The sequence below is a fragment of the Achromobacter sp. ES-001 genome, from assembly GCF_019448355.1.
Lineage (GTDB): Bacteria > Pseudomonadota > Gammaproteobacteria > Burkholderiales > Burkholderiaceae_B > Achromobacter > Achromobacter spanius_B.
In genome coordinates this window covers 526,935-542,200 of the sequence record NZ_CP079940.1, presented here as the reverse complement: position 1 = coordinate 542,200, position 15,266 = coordinate 526,935, and the positions used below count along the sequence as shown (strand labels likewise).

Here is a 15,266-nt window from a genome sequence, read left to right as displayed (position 1 = left end):
CGCTCAGTTCACGGGGGCCGTCGTCGAAGCGGGCGCTGGCGCCGCGTCGGCCTCCTGCACCGCTGGCAGGCCATCCCACCCCCCACCCAACGCCACAATCAAATTCACGCTGGCCACCAGCCGCGTGCCCAACAGGCTTAGCGCATTGCGCTCGCTGTTAAGCGCGGTGGCGTCCACCACCGCCACGCTCAGATAGTCCACCAGGCCGGCCTTGTACTGGTTCTGAATCAGGCGCAACGACTCGCGCGCGGACTCCAGCGCGCGGCGTTGCACGGTCTGTTCGTTTTCCATGACGCGCAGCTGGATCAGATAGTCCTCAACTTCGCGCAGGCCCACCAACGCCGCTTGGCGATAGGCGGCCGCTTGCGAGTCGTAGGCGGCGCGCGCCTGTTCGACCTGTGCGGCGCGCGCGCCGCCATCGAACAGGGTCAGCGCCAACGCCGGACCCAACGACCAGAAGCGCGCGGGCGCCGTCAGCAGGTCGGCGAACTGGCCGTTGCGGAAGCCGCCGTCGGCCGACAGGATCAGCGAGGGGAACCACGCGGCCTCGGCCACGCCGATCTGCGCATTGGCCGCGGCCGCGCGACGCTCGGCCGCGGCGATGTCCGGCCGCCGCTCAAGCAGTTCGGACGGCAGCCCCACCGGAATCTGCGGCAGCTGCAAGGCAAATACCGCCGGCGGCAGGCTGAACTGCGAGGGGGCCTGCCCCATCAACACGGCGATGGCGTGCTCGTACTGGCCGCGCTGCCAGTCCAGGTCAATCGACTGGGCGCGCGTGCTTTCCACCTGCGTGCGCGCCACGGCGATGTCGGCCTGCCCGGCCACGCCCACTTCATAGCGGTTCTGCGTCAGTTGCAGCGACTTTTCATACGCCGCCACGGTAGCGTCCAGCAAGCGTTTCTGTTCGTCCAGCACGCGCAGTTGCAGATAGGTCTGCACCAGCGCCGCCTGCGCACTCAGGCGCGTGGCGGCCAAGTCGGCCAGGCTGGCCGCCGCGCTGGCCTCGGACGATTCCGTGCTGCGGCGCACGCGTCCCCACACGTCCAGTTCCCAGCTGACGCTGCCGGTCACGGAATACTGGTTCGACACATTGCTGCCATTGCCTGACGACGATGACGAGCCCGTGCCGACGCCCGCGCGCGACATGCCGGCGCTGGCGCCCACGGTGGGATAGAAGCCCGCGCGGGCGGCGCGCACCAGGCCCAGCGCCTGACGGTAATTGGCCTCGGCCTGGGCAATGGTCTGGTTCGACGTGTTCAAGCGCTCGACCAGCGTATTGAGCGTGTCGTCGCCATACACCTGCCACCACTTGCCACGGTCGGCCACGTCACGCGGTTCCGCCCGCTTCCAGCCGTCTACCTGCTCTTGCCCCTGCCCTTCCTTGTAGGACGCGCCCACATCCAGCGCGGGGCGTTGGTAATCAGGGCCGACCGCGCACGCGCCAAGCAGCGCGCACAGCGCCAGCGTGACGGCGCTGCGGGGTAGGAAGGATGCGGCAAACGGCTTGGGTCGGATCATGTAGGTTCTATGGAAGCAGGGGCGTCATTTCGCCGGGCGCGCCAGCGCGATGCCCACAGGCGAAAACGGTCCAGGTAAAGATAGACCACGGGGGTGGTGTACAGCGTCAGGATCTGGCTGAGGACCAGGCCGCCCACGATGGTGATACCCAGCGGCTGGCGCATCTCGACGCCCGCGCCGGTTGCCAGCACCAGCGGCAGCGCGCCGAAGATGGCGGCCATGGTCGTCATCATGATGGGGCGAAAGCGCGTCACGCACGCCTGGAAGATCGCTTCACGCGGCGCCATGCCCTGCACGCGCTGCGCTTCCAGCGCAAAGTCCACCATCATGATGGCGTTCTTTTTCACGATGCCGATCAACAAGAACACGCCGATCAGCGCAATCAGCGTGAAGTCCTGCCGCACCAGCAGCAGCGCCAGCAGCGCGCCCAGCCCGGCGGACGGCAAGGTGGACAGGATCGTCAGCGGATGCACGAAGCTCTCGTACAAAATGCCCAGCACGATGTACATCGTGACCAGCGCCGCCAGGATCAGCCACGGCTGCTGCGCCAGCGTTTGCTGCAAGGCGGCGGCGGTGCCCTGGAAGCCCGCCTGGATCTGGTCGGAAGGCAGGCCGATGCGCGCCACGGCCGCATCGATGGCGGCGGTGGCCTGGCCCAGCGACACGCCGGCCGCCAGGCTGAACGACACCGTGTCCGCCACGAACAAACCCTGGTGCTGCACGCTGAGTGGCGCGTTGCCGTTTTCCAGGCTTGCAAACGCCAGCAGCGGCACGCGCGCGCCGGTCGACGTGATGACTTCCACCTGCTTGAGCGATTCAATGTCTTCGGCAAACCTGGGCTCCAGCCCCAGTACCACGTGGTACTGGTTCAGCGGCCCGTACATCACCGACACCTGCCGCTGGCTGAACGAATTGTTCAGCACCGTGGATATCGTGGACATGCTGACGCCCAGCCGCGTTGCGGCCTCGCGGTCGATCACCAGGTTGATCTGGCGGCCCTTGTCCTCGACATCGGTATCCACGTCCGTGATTTCAGGAATCTTCGCCATCGCCTGCTGCACCTTGGGCATCCAGGTGCGCAGCAATTGCAGGTCGCCCGACATCAGCGTGTAGTCGTACGAGCCCTGGCTCTGACGCCCACCGATGCGGATGTCCTGCTGCGACACCAGGAACATGCGCGCGCCCGGCATATTCTGGAGTTTGCCGCGCAGCCGGTTGATGACCACATCGGCCGACACCTTGCGCTCTTCCAGCGGCTTGAGCTGGATCTGCATGAAGCTGCTGTTGCTGCCGCCGCGCCCGCCGGCGTACCCCGTCATGCTTTGCACCGCCGGGTCCGCCAGCACCACCTTGCGCAGCGCGTCCAGCTTGGGAACGGTGGCCTGGAACGAGGTGCCCTGGTCGACCCGGAAAAAGCCCAGCAGCTGGCCCGTATCCTGCTGTGGGAAAAAGCCCTTGGGCACCGCCATGTACAGGTACACGTTCAGGCCCACGGCCACGGCCAGCGTCAGCATCATCAGGCGCCCATGCGCCAGCGCCCAACGCAGGCTGCGGCGATAGCCGTCCAGCATGGCTTCAAAGCCGCGTTCGGACCAACGCGCGAGCCGTCCGGGCGGCTTGGCGTCCTTGGGCTCGGGACGCAACAGCCGCGCGCACATCATGGGCGTCAACGTCAACGACACCACCAGCGACACCATGATGGCGGCCGACAACGTCACGGCAAATTCGCGGAACAGCCGCCCCACCACGCCGCCCATCAGCAGGATGGGGATGAACACCGCCACCAGCGACAGGCTCATGGACAGCACCGTGAAGCCCACTTCGCGCGACCCGCGCAGCGCCGCGCGCATGGGCGACATGCCGTTCTCGACATGCCGCATGATGTTTTCCAGCACCACGATGGCGTCGTCCACCACAAAGCCGGTAGCCACGATCAGCGCCATCAGCGAAATGGTGTTCAGCGTGAAGCCGCACATATACATGATGCAGAACGTGCCGATCAGCGATACCGGCACGGCCACGCTGGGGATGATGGCCGCGCGCCAGCGGCGCAGGAACAGCAGCACCACCAGCACCACCAAGCCCACGGCGATGATCAGCGTGAGTTCGGCTTCGTGCAGCGACGCGCGGATGCTGGGCGTGCGGTCTTGCGCGACCGTCATGTTCACGTCGGCCGGCATCAGCGCCTGCAACACGGGCAGCTGCGCGCGCACGGCGTTCACGGCTTCGATGATGTTGGCGTCGGCCTGCCGACGCACGATCATCAGGATGGCCTTGCGGTCGTTGTAGAAGCCGGTCTGGTACAGGTCTTCGACGGAATCCTCGACCTTGGCCACATCCGACACGCGCACCGGCGCGCCGTCTTTCCAGGCCACGATCAGCGGCCGATATTGCTCGGCGCGGCTGAGCTGGTCGCTGACCATGATCTGCCAGTGGTAGCGGTCGTTTTCCAGCACGCCCTTGGGCCGGTTCGAGTTGGCGTTGGCCAGCGTGCTGCGCAGCTGGTCCAGCGACACGCCGCGATTGGCCAGCGCGCCGGGCAGCACCGTGACGCGCACGGCCGGCAGCGAACTGCCGCCCACGGTGACTTCGCCCACGCCGTCCACCTGCGCCAGCTTCTGCGCCACGATGGTGGAGGCGATGTCGTACAGCTGGCCCTGGCCCAGCGTGTCGGACGTCAGCGCCAAGGTCATGATGGGCGCGTCCGACGGGTTGGACTTGTGATACGTGGGATTGCTGCGCAAGCCGGAAGGCAGCAACGAACGCGCCGCGTTGATGGCGGCCTGCACGTCGCGCGCCGCGCCGTTGATATCGCGCGACAAATCAAATTGCAGCGTCACGCGGGTAGACCCCTGCGAGCTGCTGGACGTCATTTCAGTCACGCCCGCGATGCTGCCCAGCGACCGCTCAAGCGGCGTGGCCACGCTGGATGCCATGGTCTCGGGGCTGGCGCCGGGCAGGCTGGCCGACACCGAAATCGTGGGGATATCCACCTGCGGCAAGGGCGCCACCGGCAACAGGAAAAACGCCAGCAGCCCCGCCATCACAACCGCCACGCTAAGCAGCGTGGTCGCTACCGGCCGGACGATGAAGGGCGCCGACATGATCATGACGCGTCCCCGGCGGCGGGCGCGCGCACGCCACGCCAGCGGCGCGACAGGCGGTCGAACATCAGGTAGATGACGGGCGTGGTGAACAGCGTCAGCACCTGGCTGAGCAGCAGGCCGCCCACCATCACCAGGCCCAGCGGCTGGCGCAATTCCGCGCCGGTGCCCGTGGACAGCATCAGCGGCAAGGCGCCGAACAGGGCGGCAAGCGTGGTCATCAAGATGGGCCGGAAGCGCAGCAGCGCGGCTTCATGGATGGCGGCGCGCGGGCTCAGGCCGCGCTTGCGCTCGGCGTCCAGCGCGAAGTCGATCATCATGATGGCGTTCTTTTTCACGATGCCGATGAGCAGGATGATGCCGATGATGCCGATCATGTCCAGCTCGGTGCCGCTGATCAACAGCGCCAGCAAGGCGCCCACGCCGGCGGACGGCAAGGTCGACAGGATGGTGATGGGATGGATGTAGCTTTCGTACAGCACGCCCAGCACGATGTACATGGTGACCACGGCGGCCAGGATCAGCCACAACGTGCTGGTCAGCGAATTCTGGAACGCCAGCGCGGCGCCCTGGAAGCGGGTCTCGACCCCGGCGGGCATGCCGATCTCGGCTTCGGCGGCGGTGATGGCTTCGACCGCGTTGGACAAGGACGCGCCCGGCGCCAGGTTGAACGACACCGTGACCATCGGGAACTGGTCCAGCCGGTTCACGGCAAGCACCGTACGCCCTTCGGTGATGTGCGCCACGGACGACAGCGGCACCTGCGTGCCCGCGGCCGTGGGCACATGGATCTGCCCCAGCGCGGACGGGTTCATCTGGAACTGTGGCTGCACTTCCAGCACCACGCGGTACTGGTTCGATTGCGTGAAGATCGTGGAGATCAGGCGCTGGCCGAACGCGTCGTAAAGCGCTTCGTCGATGACGGCGGCCGTAATGCCCAGGCGCGAGGCCGCATCGCGGTCGATCTCGACCCAGGTCTGCAAGCCGTCGTCCTGCAAGTCATCCGTTACGTCCTTCAGGCCCGGCACCTGGCGCAGCCGGTCCACCAGCTTGGGCGTCCATTCGCTCAGCACCTTCAGGTCGGGGTTGGACAGCGTCATCTGATATTGCGTGCGGCTGACGCGGTCTTCGATGGTCAGGTCCTGCACGGGCTGCATGTAGACGGTCAGGCCGTCCTGCTTGCCCAGCGATTCCTGCAAGCGCGCCATCACCGCGCGCAAATCGCCGCTGCGCTCGGCTTGCGGCTTTAGGGAAATCTGCATGCGGCCGGCGCTAAGCGTGGCGTTGCTGCCGTCGACACCGATGAACGAGGACACGGCCTGCACGTCCGGATCTTGCAGCACCAGCCGCGCGGCGGCCTGCTGGCGTTCGGCCATGGCCGGAAACGAAATGGATTGCGGCGCCTGCGTGATGGCCTGGATCAACCCGGTGTCCTGCTGCGGGAAAAAGCCCTTGGGCACCACCATGTACAGCACCACGGTCAGCGCGAACGTGCCCAGCGCCACCAGCAAGGTCAGCGGCTGATGGCGCAGCACCACTTGCAGCATCCGGTCATAGCCGGCGATGACGCGGTCAATGAAGTTGCCGGTGGCGGTGTGAAAACGCCCGTGCTTCTGTTCCGATTCCGCGCGCAGCAGGCGTGCGCACATCATCGGCGTCAGGGTCAGCGACACCACCAGTGAAATCAGGATGGACACCGCCAGCGTGATGGCGAATTCGCGGAACAGCCGGCCCACGACTTCGGTCATGAACAACAGCGGAATCAGCACGGCGATCAGCGAGAACGTCAGCGAGATCAGCGTGAAGCCGATCTGCGAGGCACCCTTGAGCGCCGCCTGCATCGGCGTTTCGCCTTCTTCGATGTGGCGCGCGATGTTCTCGATCATGACGATGGCGTCGTCCACCACGAAGCCGGTGGCGATCGTCAGCGCCATCAGCGTCAGGTTGTTGATAGAGAACCCGGCCAGATACATGATGCCGAACGTGCCCACCAGCGACAGCGGCACCACGACGCTGGGGATCAGCGTGGCGGTCAGGCTGCGCAGGAACACAAAGGTCACCATCACCACCAGCCCCACGGCCAGCAGCATTTCAAACTTCACGTCTTCGACGGAATCGCGGATGGTCTGCGTGCGGTCGGACACCACGGTGACATCCAGCGTGGCCGGCAGCGCGGCGCGCAGCTGCGGCAACAGTGTCTGGATGCGGTTGACCACGTCGATCACATTGGCGCCGGGCTGGCGCTGGATGTTCAACAGGATGGCGGGCTTGTCGCCGGCCCATGCGGCCTGGCGCGTGTCTTCGGCGCCTTCGACCGCGCGCGCCACGTCGGACAGGCGCAGCGGCGCGTTGTTCTTGTAGGCGATGATCAGGTCGTTGTAGTCGGTGGGCGACTTCAGCTGGTCATTGGCGTTGATGGTGGTGGAACGCAGCGGGCCGTCCAGGTTGCCCTTGGGCTGATTGACGTTGGCGCCCACGATGGCGGTGCGCAAGTCGGACATGGCCAGGCCGTTGGCGGCCAGCGCCTGCGGATTGACCTGCACGCGCACGGCCGGGCGCTGCCCGCCCGCCACGCTGACCAGGCCCACGCCGGGAATCTGCGACAGCTTCTGCGCCACCCGCGTGTCGACCAGGTCGCGCACCTGCGGCAAGGGCATGGTGGGCGATGTGATCGCCAGCGTCAGCACGGCGGCATCGGCGGGGTTGACCTTGTTGTACGTGGGTGGCACCGGCAGGTCGCTGGGCAGCAGGTTGGATGCCGCGTTGATGGCGGCCTGCACCTGCTGCTCGGCCACGTCCAGTGGCAAGGTCAGGTTGAACTGCATGGTGATGACCGACGCGCCGCCCGAACTGGTGGACGACATCTGGTTCAAGCCCGGCATCTGCCCAAACTGCCGTTCCAGCGGGGACGTGACCAGCGAGGTCATCACGTCGGGGCTGGCCCCGGGGTACAGCGTCACTACCTGGATCGTCGGGTAGTCCACCTCGGGCAGCGCCGACACGGGCAACATGCGGTAGGCGATGAAGCCGGCAATCAGGATGGCCACCATCGCCAGCGTGGTGGCGACGGGGCGCAGGATGAACAGACGCGACGGACTCACGATGCGCTCGGCTTATTTGGACGGCGGCGTGGTGCCGGCAGGGGCGCCCGCGCCCAGCGTCTTGTCGCGGGTGGCGGGAATGACTTCGGCGCCGCCCACGATTTCAACCTTGGCCCCGGCGCGCAGGCGGTCGGTGCCTTCGGTGACGACGCGGTCGCCCGGTTGCAGCCCTTCGTTCACGGCGACCATGCCGTTGTTGATGGCGCCCAGCTTGACCTGGCGCACGGCGATGGTGTTGTCCGGCTGCACCAGGAACACAAAGGCGCCGGCCGAGCCTTGCTGGATGGCGGCGGTGGGGACGGCGGTGACGTCCTTGCGCGTCAGCACGTGCAGGCGCACGTTGACGAACTGGTTCGGGAACAGCGCGTCGTCCGCGTTTTCAAACCTGGCCTTCAGTTTCAAGGTGCCGGTGGTGACGTCGATCTGGTTGTCCAGCGTTTCCAGCACGCCGGTGGCGATACGCCGCGTGTCGGCGCGGTCGTACGCGTCAACGGCCAAGGTTCGGCCGGCCGCGATTTCGCCACGCACTTCGGGCAGCTGGGTTTCCGGCAGCGTGAAGACGACGGAGATGGGCTGGGTCTGGGTAATGACAACCAGCCCATTGGTATCGGAGCTGGACACCAGATTGCCCCGGTCCACCTGGCGCAGGCCCAGCCGGCCGCTGATGGGCGCGGTGATGCGGGCGTAATCCAGCTGCAACTTGGCGTTGTCCACGTTGGCCTGGTCGCTTTTGACGGTGCCTTCGTATTGGCGCACCAGCGCGGCCTGGGTGTCGACCTGTTGCTTGGCGATGGAGTCCTGCTTGAACAGGGCTTGATAGCGTTGCAGGTCGCGCCGCGCGTTTTCAAGCTGGGCCAGATTCTGCATCTGCGTGCCGCGCGCCTGGTCCAGCGCCACCTGGAAGGCGCGCGGGTCGACTTGCGCCAGCACATCGCCGGCCTTCACTTGCTGGCCTTCCTGGAATTTCACATCGACCAGTTCGCCGCTGACGCGGCTGCGCACCGTGACCGTGTTGTACGCGGTGACGGTGCCCAGGGACTTCAGGTAGATGTCGATGTCCTGCTTGGTGGCGGTGGCGATGCGCACCGGGACGGGCAGATTGGCCATCGCGGCCGCGGGGGGCCGGCCGCCGCCCGGGCCTCGCGCGCCGGCCGGACCGCCCTGCTTGGCAGAGGGCCGCAGCACCAGCCAGGCAATACCGGCAACCACCAGCAGCAACACGACCAAGCCGCCAATGCGGCGGCGGGTCCAGCGGGACGGTGGGGAAACAGGACGACTTTCGGACATGGAAACGGTTCCGGCACTAATGCAGAAAGCCGTATTGTCTACTAGTCGGGTTCCGTTTCGCGCATCGCGGGCGCCAGTTGAAACTGGCCGCAACAAGAATCAGCCTTGCGGCGGCCGTAGGCGGGCAAGGCAGCAGCCTACGAGCTGCACAACGTCATCTGAAAGGCGACGTCGCGGGCCACCTGCTGGGGCTTGAATTCGCCGTCTTGCGTGGAAAAACGTATCCAGATCATGTACTTATTGGCGCTGATCTCGGGGAATACGCCTTGCTCGGGGTCGACCCACACGCGCAGCAGATGAAACTGCTTGCCGCCCAGCATCTGCTGGTAGGCGCCCTGCTCGGCCACGATGTCGGTCTTGCGGCCGGACTCGCGCAGCAGCCGCAACGCCAGCGTCAGCCCGTCGTACAGGGCAAGAAACGGTGAGATCCAGGCCTGAAGGTCCGCAAGGCGGGCGGCTTCGGATTTGTTCTGCCAGGCAAAGTAGGACGGCATGTCGACCTGCGTGGCGCTGCCCGGCACGGACAAGCGACCACGCAGGCTGGTCAACCATTCGTTTTCGCGCAGCGACTGGCCGGTTTTGCCGGGCGCGGCCAATGCCGTGGCCACTTTTTCCAGTTCGCGCAGCATGGCTTCCAGCGCATCCTGCGCCACGCCGGGGTGATCGCGCAGACCCACCAGCGCCATGCGCTGGCGTTCAAGGTCTTGCAGCACCGCGCCTTTCACGTCCGTGCGTTCGCAGGCGTCAAGCAAATCGAAAAGAGAAGTAACGGCAATCTGATGTTGGCGTGAATCCCCTGCCTGAGCAAAGAAGAACAACCTGTCGAACAGGTATTCCAATCGCAGGTAGGCGCGGATGCGCTCATTGAAGGGGTATTCGTAAACAATCACGCTTTTTTACAGGCCCATCAGTGGTCAGCCAGCCGGCCGGGATGTGGAAGGGTGCCGGCCCGCTTGCGCTTACCGGCCCTGGGTGGTCGCCAGCGCAAGCCAGCGGTCATGCAAGGTCTTTGCCTGCGCGCGCAATTGCTCGGGTGTTGTGGCGCCGTCGTTCATGATGACGTCGTCAGCGGACTCCAGGCGGACTTGCCGCGCAGCCTGTGCCGCCATAATACGCCTGATGGCGGGCTCCGTCAGCCCGCTGCGAGCCTGCACGCGAGCCACCTGTGTGTCGGGGTCGCAGTCCACCACGCAGATGCGGTCAACGCGCCCGCGCCACCGCTTTAAGGACTCCACCAAAAGCGGCACCACAAAGACCAGATACGATCCGGTCGCGGCCGCCGCCTGGCGCCGTGTTTCTTCGGAGATGATGGGATGCAGCACGGCTTCAAGCCGCTGCCGCACGGCGGGGTCGGCGAAGGCGCGCTCGCGCATCCAGTCGCGGTTCAGCGCACCGTCCGGGGTCAACGCATCGGCGCCGAACTCGGTCGCGATGGCGGGCATCGCCGCGCCATTCGCGGCGGTCAGCGCGCGCGCGATTTCATCGGTGTCGACCAGCGTTGCGCCCCAGTCCGCCAGCATGTCGGCCACGCGGGACTTGCCCGACCCGATGCCGCCCGTCAGCCCAATCTTGAACATGATGCCTATCCTTTCCCGCCGGCTCACGCCTGGCGCATCAACAACCACAAGCCCTCGTCGCCACCCAACAGCAACATCACGATACCGGCCAATGCCAGGTAGGGTCCGAAAGGCAGCGGCTGCCCCCGGCCCGCGCGACCGCTGAGCGTGAGCGCGCCGCCGATCAAGACGCCCACCAACGAGGCCGCCAGCAACAGCATCGGCAGCGACTCGGCGCCAAACCAGGCGCCCAGCGCGGCCAGCAATTTGAAGTCGCCATAGCCCATGCCTTCGCGCCCGGTCAGCAGCCGGAACAGATGGAAGATAACCCACAGGAACACATAGCCGGCCACCGCGCCGATCACCGCCAGCGGCAACGTGGTGAAGGTGCCGAACAGGTTGACGACCAGGCCGGCCCAGACCAGCGGCTGCGTCAGCACATCAGGCAGCAGCGTGGTTTCAAAATCGATCCAGCCCAAGGCGATCAGCATGGCCGACAAGCCCATGGCGCACAGGGCGACGGGCGTGGCGCCGTAGCGCCAGGCGCAGGCGGCGAACACCAGGCAGGTCAGCAATTCAATGGCGGGGTAGCGCCACGCAATCACGGCATCGCACTCGGCGCAGCGGCCCCGCAGCAAGAGCCAGCCCAACACCGGCAGCCGCCGCCAGCCACGCACCGGCGCGTTGCAGGCAGGGCAATGCGATGCCGGATGGAACAGGCCGTCGGGGCTGTCGGGCCGCGCCCGGCCTACCGCGTCCAGGCATTGCGCCTGCCATTCGCGTTCCATCATGCGAGGCAGCCGATAGGTCAGCACGGTCAGCCAATTGCCGACGAACAAGCCCGCCAACGCGGCCAGCGCAATGAAGGCGCCCAAGGGAATATCGAAAGCGTGTCGCAGCACGTTCATGCCCGCCCGCGACGAAGGCGCGCGCCAGACCCAGCGCCAGATCCCGCGCCCCGTCCGTCGGCCAAAAGGCCGACAGCAAAACGGCGGCCGTGTCGTTTATTGTGCATAAAGTGCTGACTACACCCAAGAGTGGCTAAGGGAACGTATCGAATCTTCGCATAAGTGCGTAAAATCGGAGACAGACTCAATTCACGGATAAGCTGCCATGACCGCCCGCGTCGACATCGTTACCCGATCCCGCAAACTCAGCGTCATGGGGCTGCTGCTGGCCGGTACCGCACTAGGTGCGGCAGGCTGCGCCCAGCAAAAAACCGAAGGCTATTACGACCCCCCGGCTGAAAGCACGGTGACCGATGCCCAGTACCAGGGTTCGGGCGCCGGCTACCGCAGCGTCATCCGCGCGCCGTCGCAAGTGCAAATCGCCCTGAAGCCCGACGCTCGCAAACCCCAGAACCAAGCCGCGCAAGCCGCTGCCGGTGGCCAGACCACCGAAGACGGCCAGCCCGTTCCGGAAGGCGCCGACAACAGCGCCGCCGTTGCCGCTTCCACGCCCGCCCCGGCTGCCCCGCCCAATGCCGCGGCCCACAGCCTGGTGCCACAGCCGCAGACCTACATGGGCACGTTGCCGTGTTTCTCGCCCGCCATGCAATGCACGGCGCAGCGCGTGACGTTGACCCTGGCGCCCAACGGCCGTTGGCGTGGCCGCACGGCCTACCTGGAAAACGACCCGAACAAGGGCCCCGCCGTAACCGAACAGGGTTGCTGGGACGCCACCGACGAACGCCCGCCGCGCGTCATCATGATGGACGGCAACGGTAACGTCCGCGCCGAGTTCGTGGTGGCCGCCAACAACGTGCTGCGCGTGCGTTCGATCGCAGGCCAAACGCCCAACTTGAACTACAACCTGACCCGCCAGCCGGATCTGGACCCGATCGACGAGTTGGCCAAGGCCGCGGCGCCCAAGTGCCCGTAACGCCGGCATAACGCAACAACCCGATCCCGCCGGGCCCGCCGAACACCTTGTTCGCGGGCCCGGCGTTTTTTTGGGCCCCGCGCCGGCTAATCATGAGCGTCCGCAGGGTCGTCCGAGGGATCATCCGTAGGGTCATCCGTCGGGTCGTCCGTCGGGTCATCAGCTGCTGCGGGATCGACTCCATATCCCAGCGGCGGTTCGTGCAGCGTCGTGCTGGACGCCATAGGGGGGAACATGGCGGCGGAATAAATCCCGGGGATGATCGGCTGCGAGACGATGGGCAAATTTGCGTCGGCGGGCAGCGTGGGAGAGCCAGTCATCGGCCTGCCTCCAGCCATACCCAGCGCGGGCCGTGAAGCCGTGGCCGCACCCCGCTCAGCACCCCGCTCAGCAGCCACCCCAGCACCCCGCTCGGCAGCCAACGCCGCATCCACTGCCGCGGCTTCAAGAATGGGCGACGCCCCGGAACGGCCGTGCGCGCACAGGCGGCAGGCCAGCTCCATGGCGTTGCGGGTATGTAGTTTGGCGAAGATGCGGGCGCGATGGGCTTCCGCCGTGCGCAGCGAAATACCCAGGTCGATGGCGATCACTTTGTTCGGCCTGCCGGCCGCCACATAGTCGACGATCTGCCTTTCGCGGGGCGTCAAGGCGACAAGCGCTGCATCAAGGTCGGGACGGGGAACACGCATGGGGCGACTCGTTTTTTGCAATGTAGGATTACAAGAAGTCTGCCCTCCCCCTAATAACGGCGAAAGCTAGCAATTCTGTCAGGGGTCGGGATGCCGCAATCTGCGGCCCCTACCCTGTTCATGCGGGATCAGGCCGTGTAGGCCAATTCCAGGTTGTCGATCAGACGCGTCGCGCCCAGCTTCGCGGCGGCCAGCACCACGACCGGCTCGCCGGCCTGCAAGTCGGCAGCTTCGGGGCGCTTCAGATCGCGCTGGCGGCGCAGAGCCACGTAATCGACCGTCCAGCCGCGCCGGGTCAGCTCGTCAATGGCGTCGCGCTCCAGGGCTTCGGCATTGCGCTCGCCCTGCGTCAGACGCTGGCCGATCTTCTGCAAGCCCGCATACAGCGCGGGCGCTTCGGCGCGTTCTTCCGGAGTCAGGTAGCGGTTGCGCGAGGACAGCGCCAGGCCGTCATCCGCGCGCACCGTTTCATGGGCAAGCACCTCGACCGGCAGCTGAAACTGGCGGCACATATTGCGCACGACCATCAGCTGTTGGTAGTCCTTCTTGCCGAAGACGGCCACGCGCGGCTGCACGCACGAGAACAGCTTGAGCACCACCGTGCTGACGCCCTCGAAGAAGCCCGGACGGAACTCGCCTTCCAGGATGTCGCCCAGATCGTCCGGCGGCTGCACACTGTAGTTCTGCGGCTCGGGATACATCTCGCGCTCATTCGGCGCGAACAGCACGTAGACGTCGCGCGCCTGCTCCAGCTTTTCAATATCAGCCGCCAGCGTGCGCGGGTATTGGTCGAAGTCCTCGTTCGGACCGAATTGCAGCCGGTTCACGAAGATGCTGGCGACGACAGGGTCGCCATGCTGGCGGGCCAGCTTCATCAGCGACAGGTGGCCTTCGTGCAGATTGCCCATCGTGGGCACGAACGACACGCGGTTCTGGCCGCGCAGGTGATCGCGCAATTCCTGGATGGTGTGTACGACTTTCAAGGGAACTCTCCGGGGTTGGGGGCAGCCCGGTCAGGATCAGGCCGCGACCGCCGCCACGCTGGTATAAGCCAGGCGGACATAGATGGGCGCATAAGGCTCGGCCTGCGTAATTTCCAGCAGGGATTCGCGAGCCAGTTCCAGCATGGCGATGAAATGCACGACGACGACAGCCGCCGGCGCGCCTTCGCGGACGCGCTCCATGAACAGGTCGCCAAATTCCATGAAGCGCACATCGTTCAGGCGCCGCAGGATATGCGTCATGTGGTCGCGCACCGACAGCTGTTCACGCGTGATGTGGTGGTGCTGGTTCAGCTTGGCCCGCTTCATGATGTCGGCCCAGGCCAGGCGCAGATCGTCCACGCTGACCTCGGGCATCATGCGTTCAACGCTGAGGTCCGCCACGGCCTGGCTGCTGACAAAATCGCGGCCCAGTTGCGGCAGCTTGTCCAGCTTTTGCGCCGCCAGCTTCATCTGCTCGTATTCAAGCAGGCGACGCACGAGTTCGGCGCGCGGGTCTTCGGGCTCTTCGCCGGTGTCGGTCTTCTTGACCGGCAGCAGCATGCGCGACTTGATCTCGATCAGCATGGCCGCCATCAGCAGATATTCGGCGGCCAGCTCTAGATTGGTGATGCGGATCTGGTCCACATAAGACAGGTACTGCCGCGTGACATCCGCCATCGGGATGTCCAGAACGTTGAAGTTCTGCTTGCGGATCAGGTACAGCAACAGGTCCAGCGGCCCTTCGAACGCCTCAAGAAACACCTCCAGCGCGTCCGGCGGAATGTACAGATCCGTCGGCATCTGGAACAGCGGCTCGCCGTACAGGCGCGCGAACGCCACGCTGTCGACGGTGTCTGGCGTGCTGTCCACAGGCGGCTCCACTAGCTTGGCCAGTGCCTCGCCAGGGACTGAAGGGTTACGGGACATGTCTGCCGCAACGGGAATCAGTCTGCCGAATACACGTACGGTTTTTGCGGCACGCGGGCCGCGCGGAAGCCTTCGAGCAGTTCCGGATCTTGCGGTTTGTCCCACAGACGCGCGCGGCCTTCTCGCTGGCGTTCTTCCGTGCCAGGGTGTGACTGCTTGAAGTCTTTCAGGAAAAGGGTGATCTCGGATTCGTAGTTGGTCGCCATGACGCCAATTTCAG

At 65.8% G+C, this 15,266-nt stretch carries 12 protein-coding genes; 1 reads left to right on the top strand and 11 read right to left on the bottom strand.

Going from position 1 to position 15,266, the window contains the following annotated elements; all coding sequences use genetic code 11:
* Nucleotides 1-3 precede the first annotated feature (3 nt).
* The 7 genes from KYT87_RS02325 to KYT87_RS02295 form a co-directional block, all read right to left on the bottom strand.
* On the bottom strand, nucleotides 4-1,518 hold the full coding sequence (locus tag KYT87_RS02325; RefSeq protein ID WP_219991635.1) for an efflux transporter outer membrane subunit: 1,515 nt from the start codon (nucleotides 1,516-1,518) through the stop codon (nucleotides 4-6).
* Entirely contained in the window at nucleotides 1,515-4,628 is a 3,114-nt protein-coding gene (locus KYT87_RS02320) for a multidrug efflux RND transporter permease subunit (protein WP_219991634.1), read from the bottom strand. The genes KYT87_RS02325 and KYT87_RS02320 overlap by 4 nt, the downstream gene beginning before the upstream one ends.
* Complete coding sequence (locus KYT87_RS02315; RefSeq protein ID WP_219991633.1) at nucleotides 4,625-7,723, bottom strand: MdtB/MuxB family multidrug efflux RND transporter permease subunit; 3,099 nt, start codon at nucleotides 7,721-7,723, stop codon at nucleotides 4,625-4,627. Before KYT87_RS02315 ends, KYT87_RS02320 begins: the two co-directional genes overlap by 4 nt.
* 12 nt (nucleotides 7,724-7,735) lie before the next feature.
* Nucleotides 7,736-9,010 (bottom strand): MdtA/MuxA family multidrug efflux RND transporter periplasmic adaptor subunit, encoded by a 1,275-nt coding sequence (locus tag KYT87_RS02310; protein ID WP_219991632.1) that lies wholly within the window; start codon nucleotides 9,008-9,010, stop codon nucleotides 7,736-7,738.
* A gap of 137 nt (nucleotides 9,011-9,147) precedes the next feature.
* Nucleotides 9,148-9,900 (bottom strand): cell division protein ZapD, encoded by a 753-nt coding sequence (zapD, locus tag KYT87_RS02305; RefSeq protein WP_219991631.1) that lies wholly within the window; start codon nucleotides 9,898-9,900, stop codon nucleotides 9,148-9,150.
* 69 nt (nucleotides 9,901-9,969) lie between these two features.
* Nucleotides 9,970-10,587 carry a dephospho-CoA kinase gene (gene coaE, locus KYT87_RS02300; protein WP_104144771.1) on the bottom strand — a complete coding sequence of 206 codons (618 nt, stop codon included), beginning with the start codon at nucleotides 10,585-10,587 and terminating at the stop codon, nucleotides 9,970-9,972.
* Between the two features lie 23 nt (nucleotides 10,588-10,610).
* Entirely contained in the window at nucleotides 10,611-11,474 is an 864-nt protein-coding gene (locus KYT87_RS02295) for an A24 family peptidase (RefSeq protein ID WP_219991630.1), read from the bottom strand.
* Between the two features lie 205 nt (nucleotides 11,475-11,679).
* On the opposite strand from KYT87_RS02295, the gene KYT87_RS02290 reads away from it, so the two are divergent.
* Nucleotides 11,680-12,447 (top strand): copper resistance protein NlpE N-terminal domain-containing protein, encoded by a 768-nt coding sequence (locus KYT87_RS02290; protein WP_046807378.1) that lies wholly within the window; start codon nucleotides 11,680-11,682, stop codon nucleotides 12,445-12,447.
* 86 nt (nucleotides 12,448-12,533) lie between these two features.
* Here the strand turns inward: KYT87_RS02290 and KYT87_RS29960 are convergent, their stop codons facing one another.
* The 4 genes from KYT87_RS29960 to KYT87_RS02270 all read right to left on the bottom strand — a co-directional run bounded on the left by KYT87_RS29960 (nucleotide 12,534) and on the right by KYT87_RS02270 (nucleotide 15,252).
* On the bottom strand, nucleotides 12,534-13,136 hold the full coding sequence (locus KYT87_RS29960) for a response regulator transcription factor (protein ID WP_304505146.1): 603 nt from the start codon (nucleotides 13,134-13,136) through the stop codon (nucleotides 12,534-12,536).
* 128 nt (nucleotides 13,137-13,264) lie between these two features.
* On the bottom strand, nucleotides 13,265-14,119 hold the full coding sequence (gene panC, locus KYT87_RS02280) for a pantoate--beta-alanine ligase (RefSeq protein WP_219991629.1): 855 nt from the start codon (nucleotides 14,117-14,119) through the stop codon (nucleotides 13,265-13,267).
* Nucleotides 14,120-14,155: 36 nt separating this feature from the next.
* Nucleotides 14,156-15,046, bottom strand: coding sequence for a ScpA family protein (locus KYT87_RS02275; RefSeq protein ID WP_046807376.1), 891 nt, complete (start codon nucleotides 15,044-15,046; stop codon nucleotides 14,156-14,158).
* A gap of 17 nt (nucleotides 15,047-15,063) precedes the next feature.
* Nucleotides 15,064-15,252, bottom strand: a complete 189-nt coding sequence (locus KYT87_RS02270) for a DUF3460 family protein (RefSeq protein ID WP_046807375.1) — start codon at nucleotides 15,250-15,252, stop codon at nucleotides 15,064-15,066.
* Nucleotides 15,253-15,266 lie beyond the last annotated feature (14 nt).

Coding starts and splice junctions, on each gene's coding strand:
- KYT87_RS02310 (WP_219991632.1), bottom strand. CDS start 9,010: ATGTCCGAAAGTCGTCCTGTTTCCCCACCGTCCCGCTGGACCCGCCGC.
- KYT87_RS02325 (WP_219991635.1), bottom strand. CDS start 1,518: ATGATCCGACCCAAGCCGTTTGCCGCATCCTTCCTACCCCGCAGCGCC.
- KYT87_RS02320 (WP_219991634.1), bottom strand. CDS start 4,628: ATGATCATGTCGGCGCCCTTCATCGTCCGGCCGGTAGCGACCACGCTG.
- KYT87_RS29960 (WP_304505146.1), bottom strand. CDS start 13,136: ATGCGTGTTCCCCGTCCCGACCTTGATGCAGCGCTTGTCGCCTTGACG.
- KYT87_RS02295 (WP_219991630.1), bottom strand. CDS start 11,474: ATGAACGTGCTGCGACACGCTTTCGATATTCCCTTGGGCGCCTTCATT.
- coaE (WP_104144771.1), bottom strand. CDS start 10,587: ATGTTCAAGATTGGGCTGACGGGCGGCATCGGGTCGGGCAAGTCCCGC.
- KYT87_RS02275 (WP_046807376.1), bottom strand. CDS start 15,046: ATGTCCCGTAACCCTTCAGTCCCTGGCGAGGCACTGGCCAAGCTAGTG.
- KYT87_RS02290 (WP_046807378.1), top strand. CDS start 11,680: ATGACCGCCCGCGTCGACATCGTTACCCGATCCCGCAAACTCAGCGTC.
- KYT87_RS02270 (WP_046807375.1), bottom strand. CDS start 15,252: ATGGCGACCAACTACGAATCCGAGATCACCCTTTTCCTGAAAGACTTC.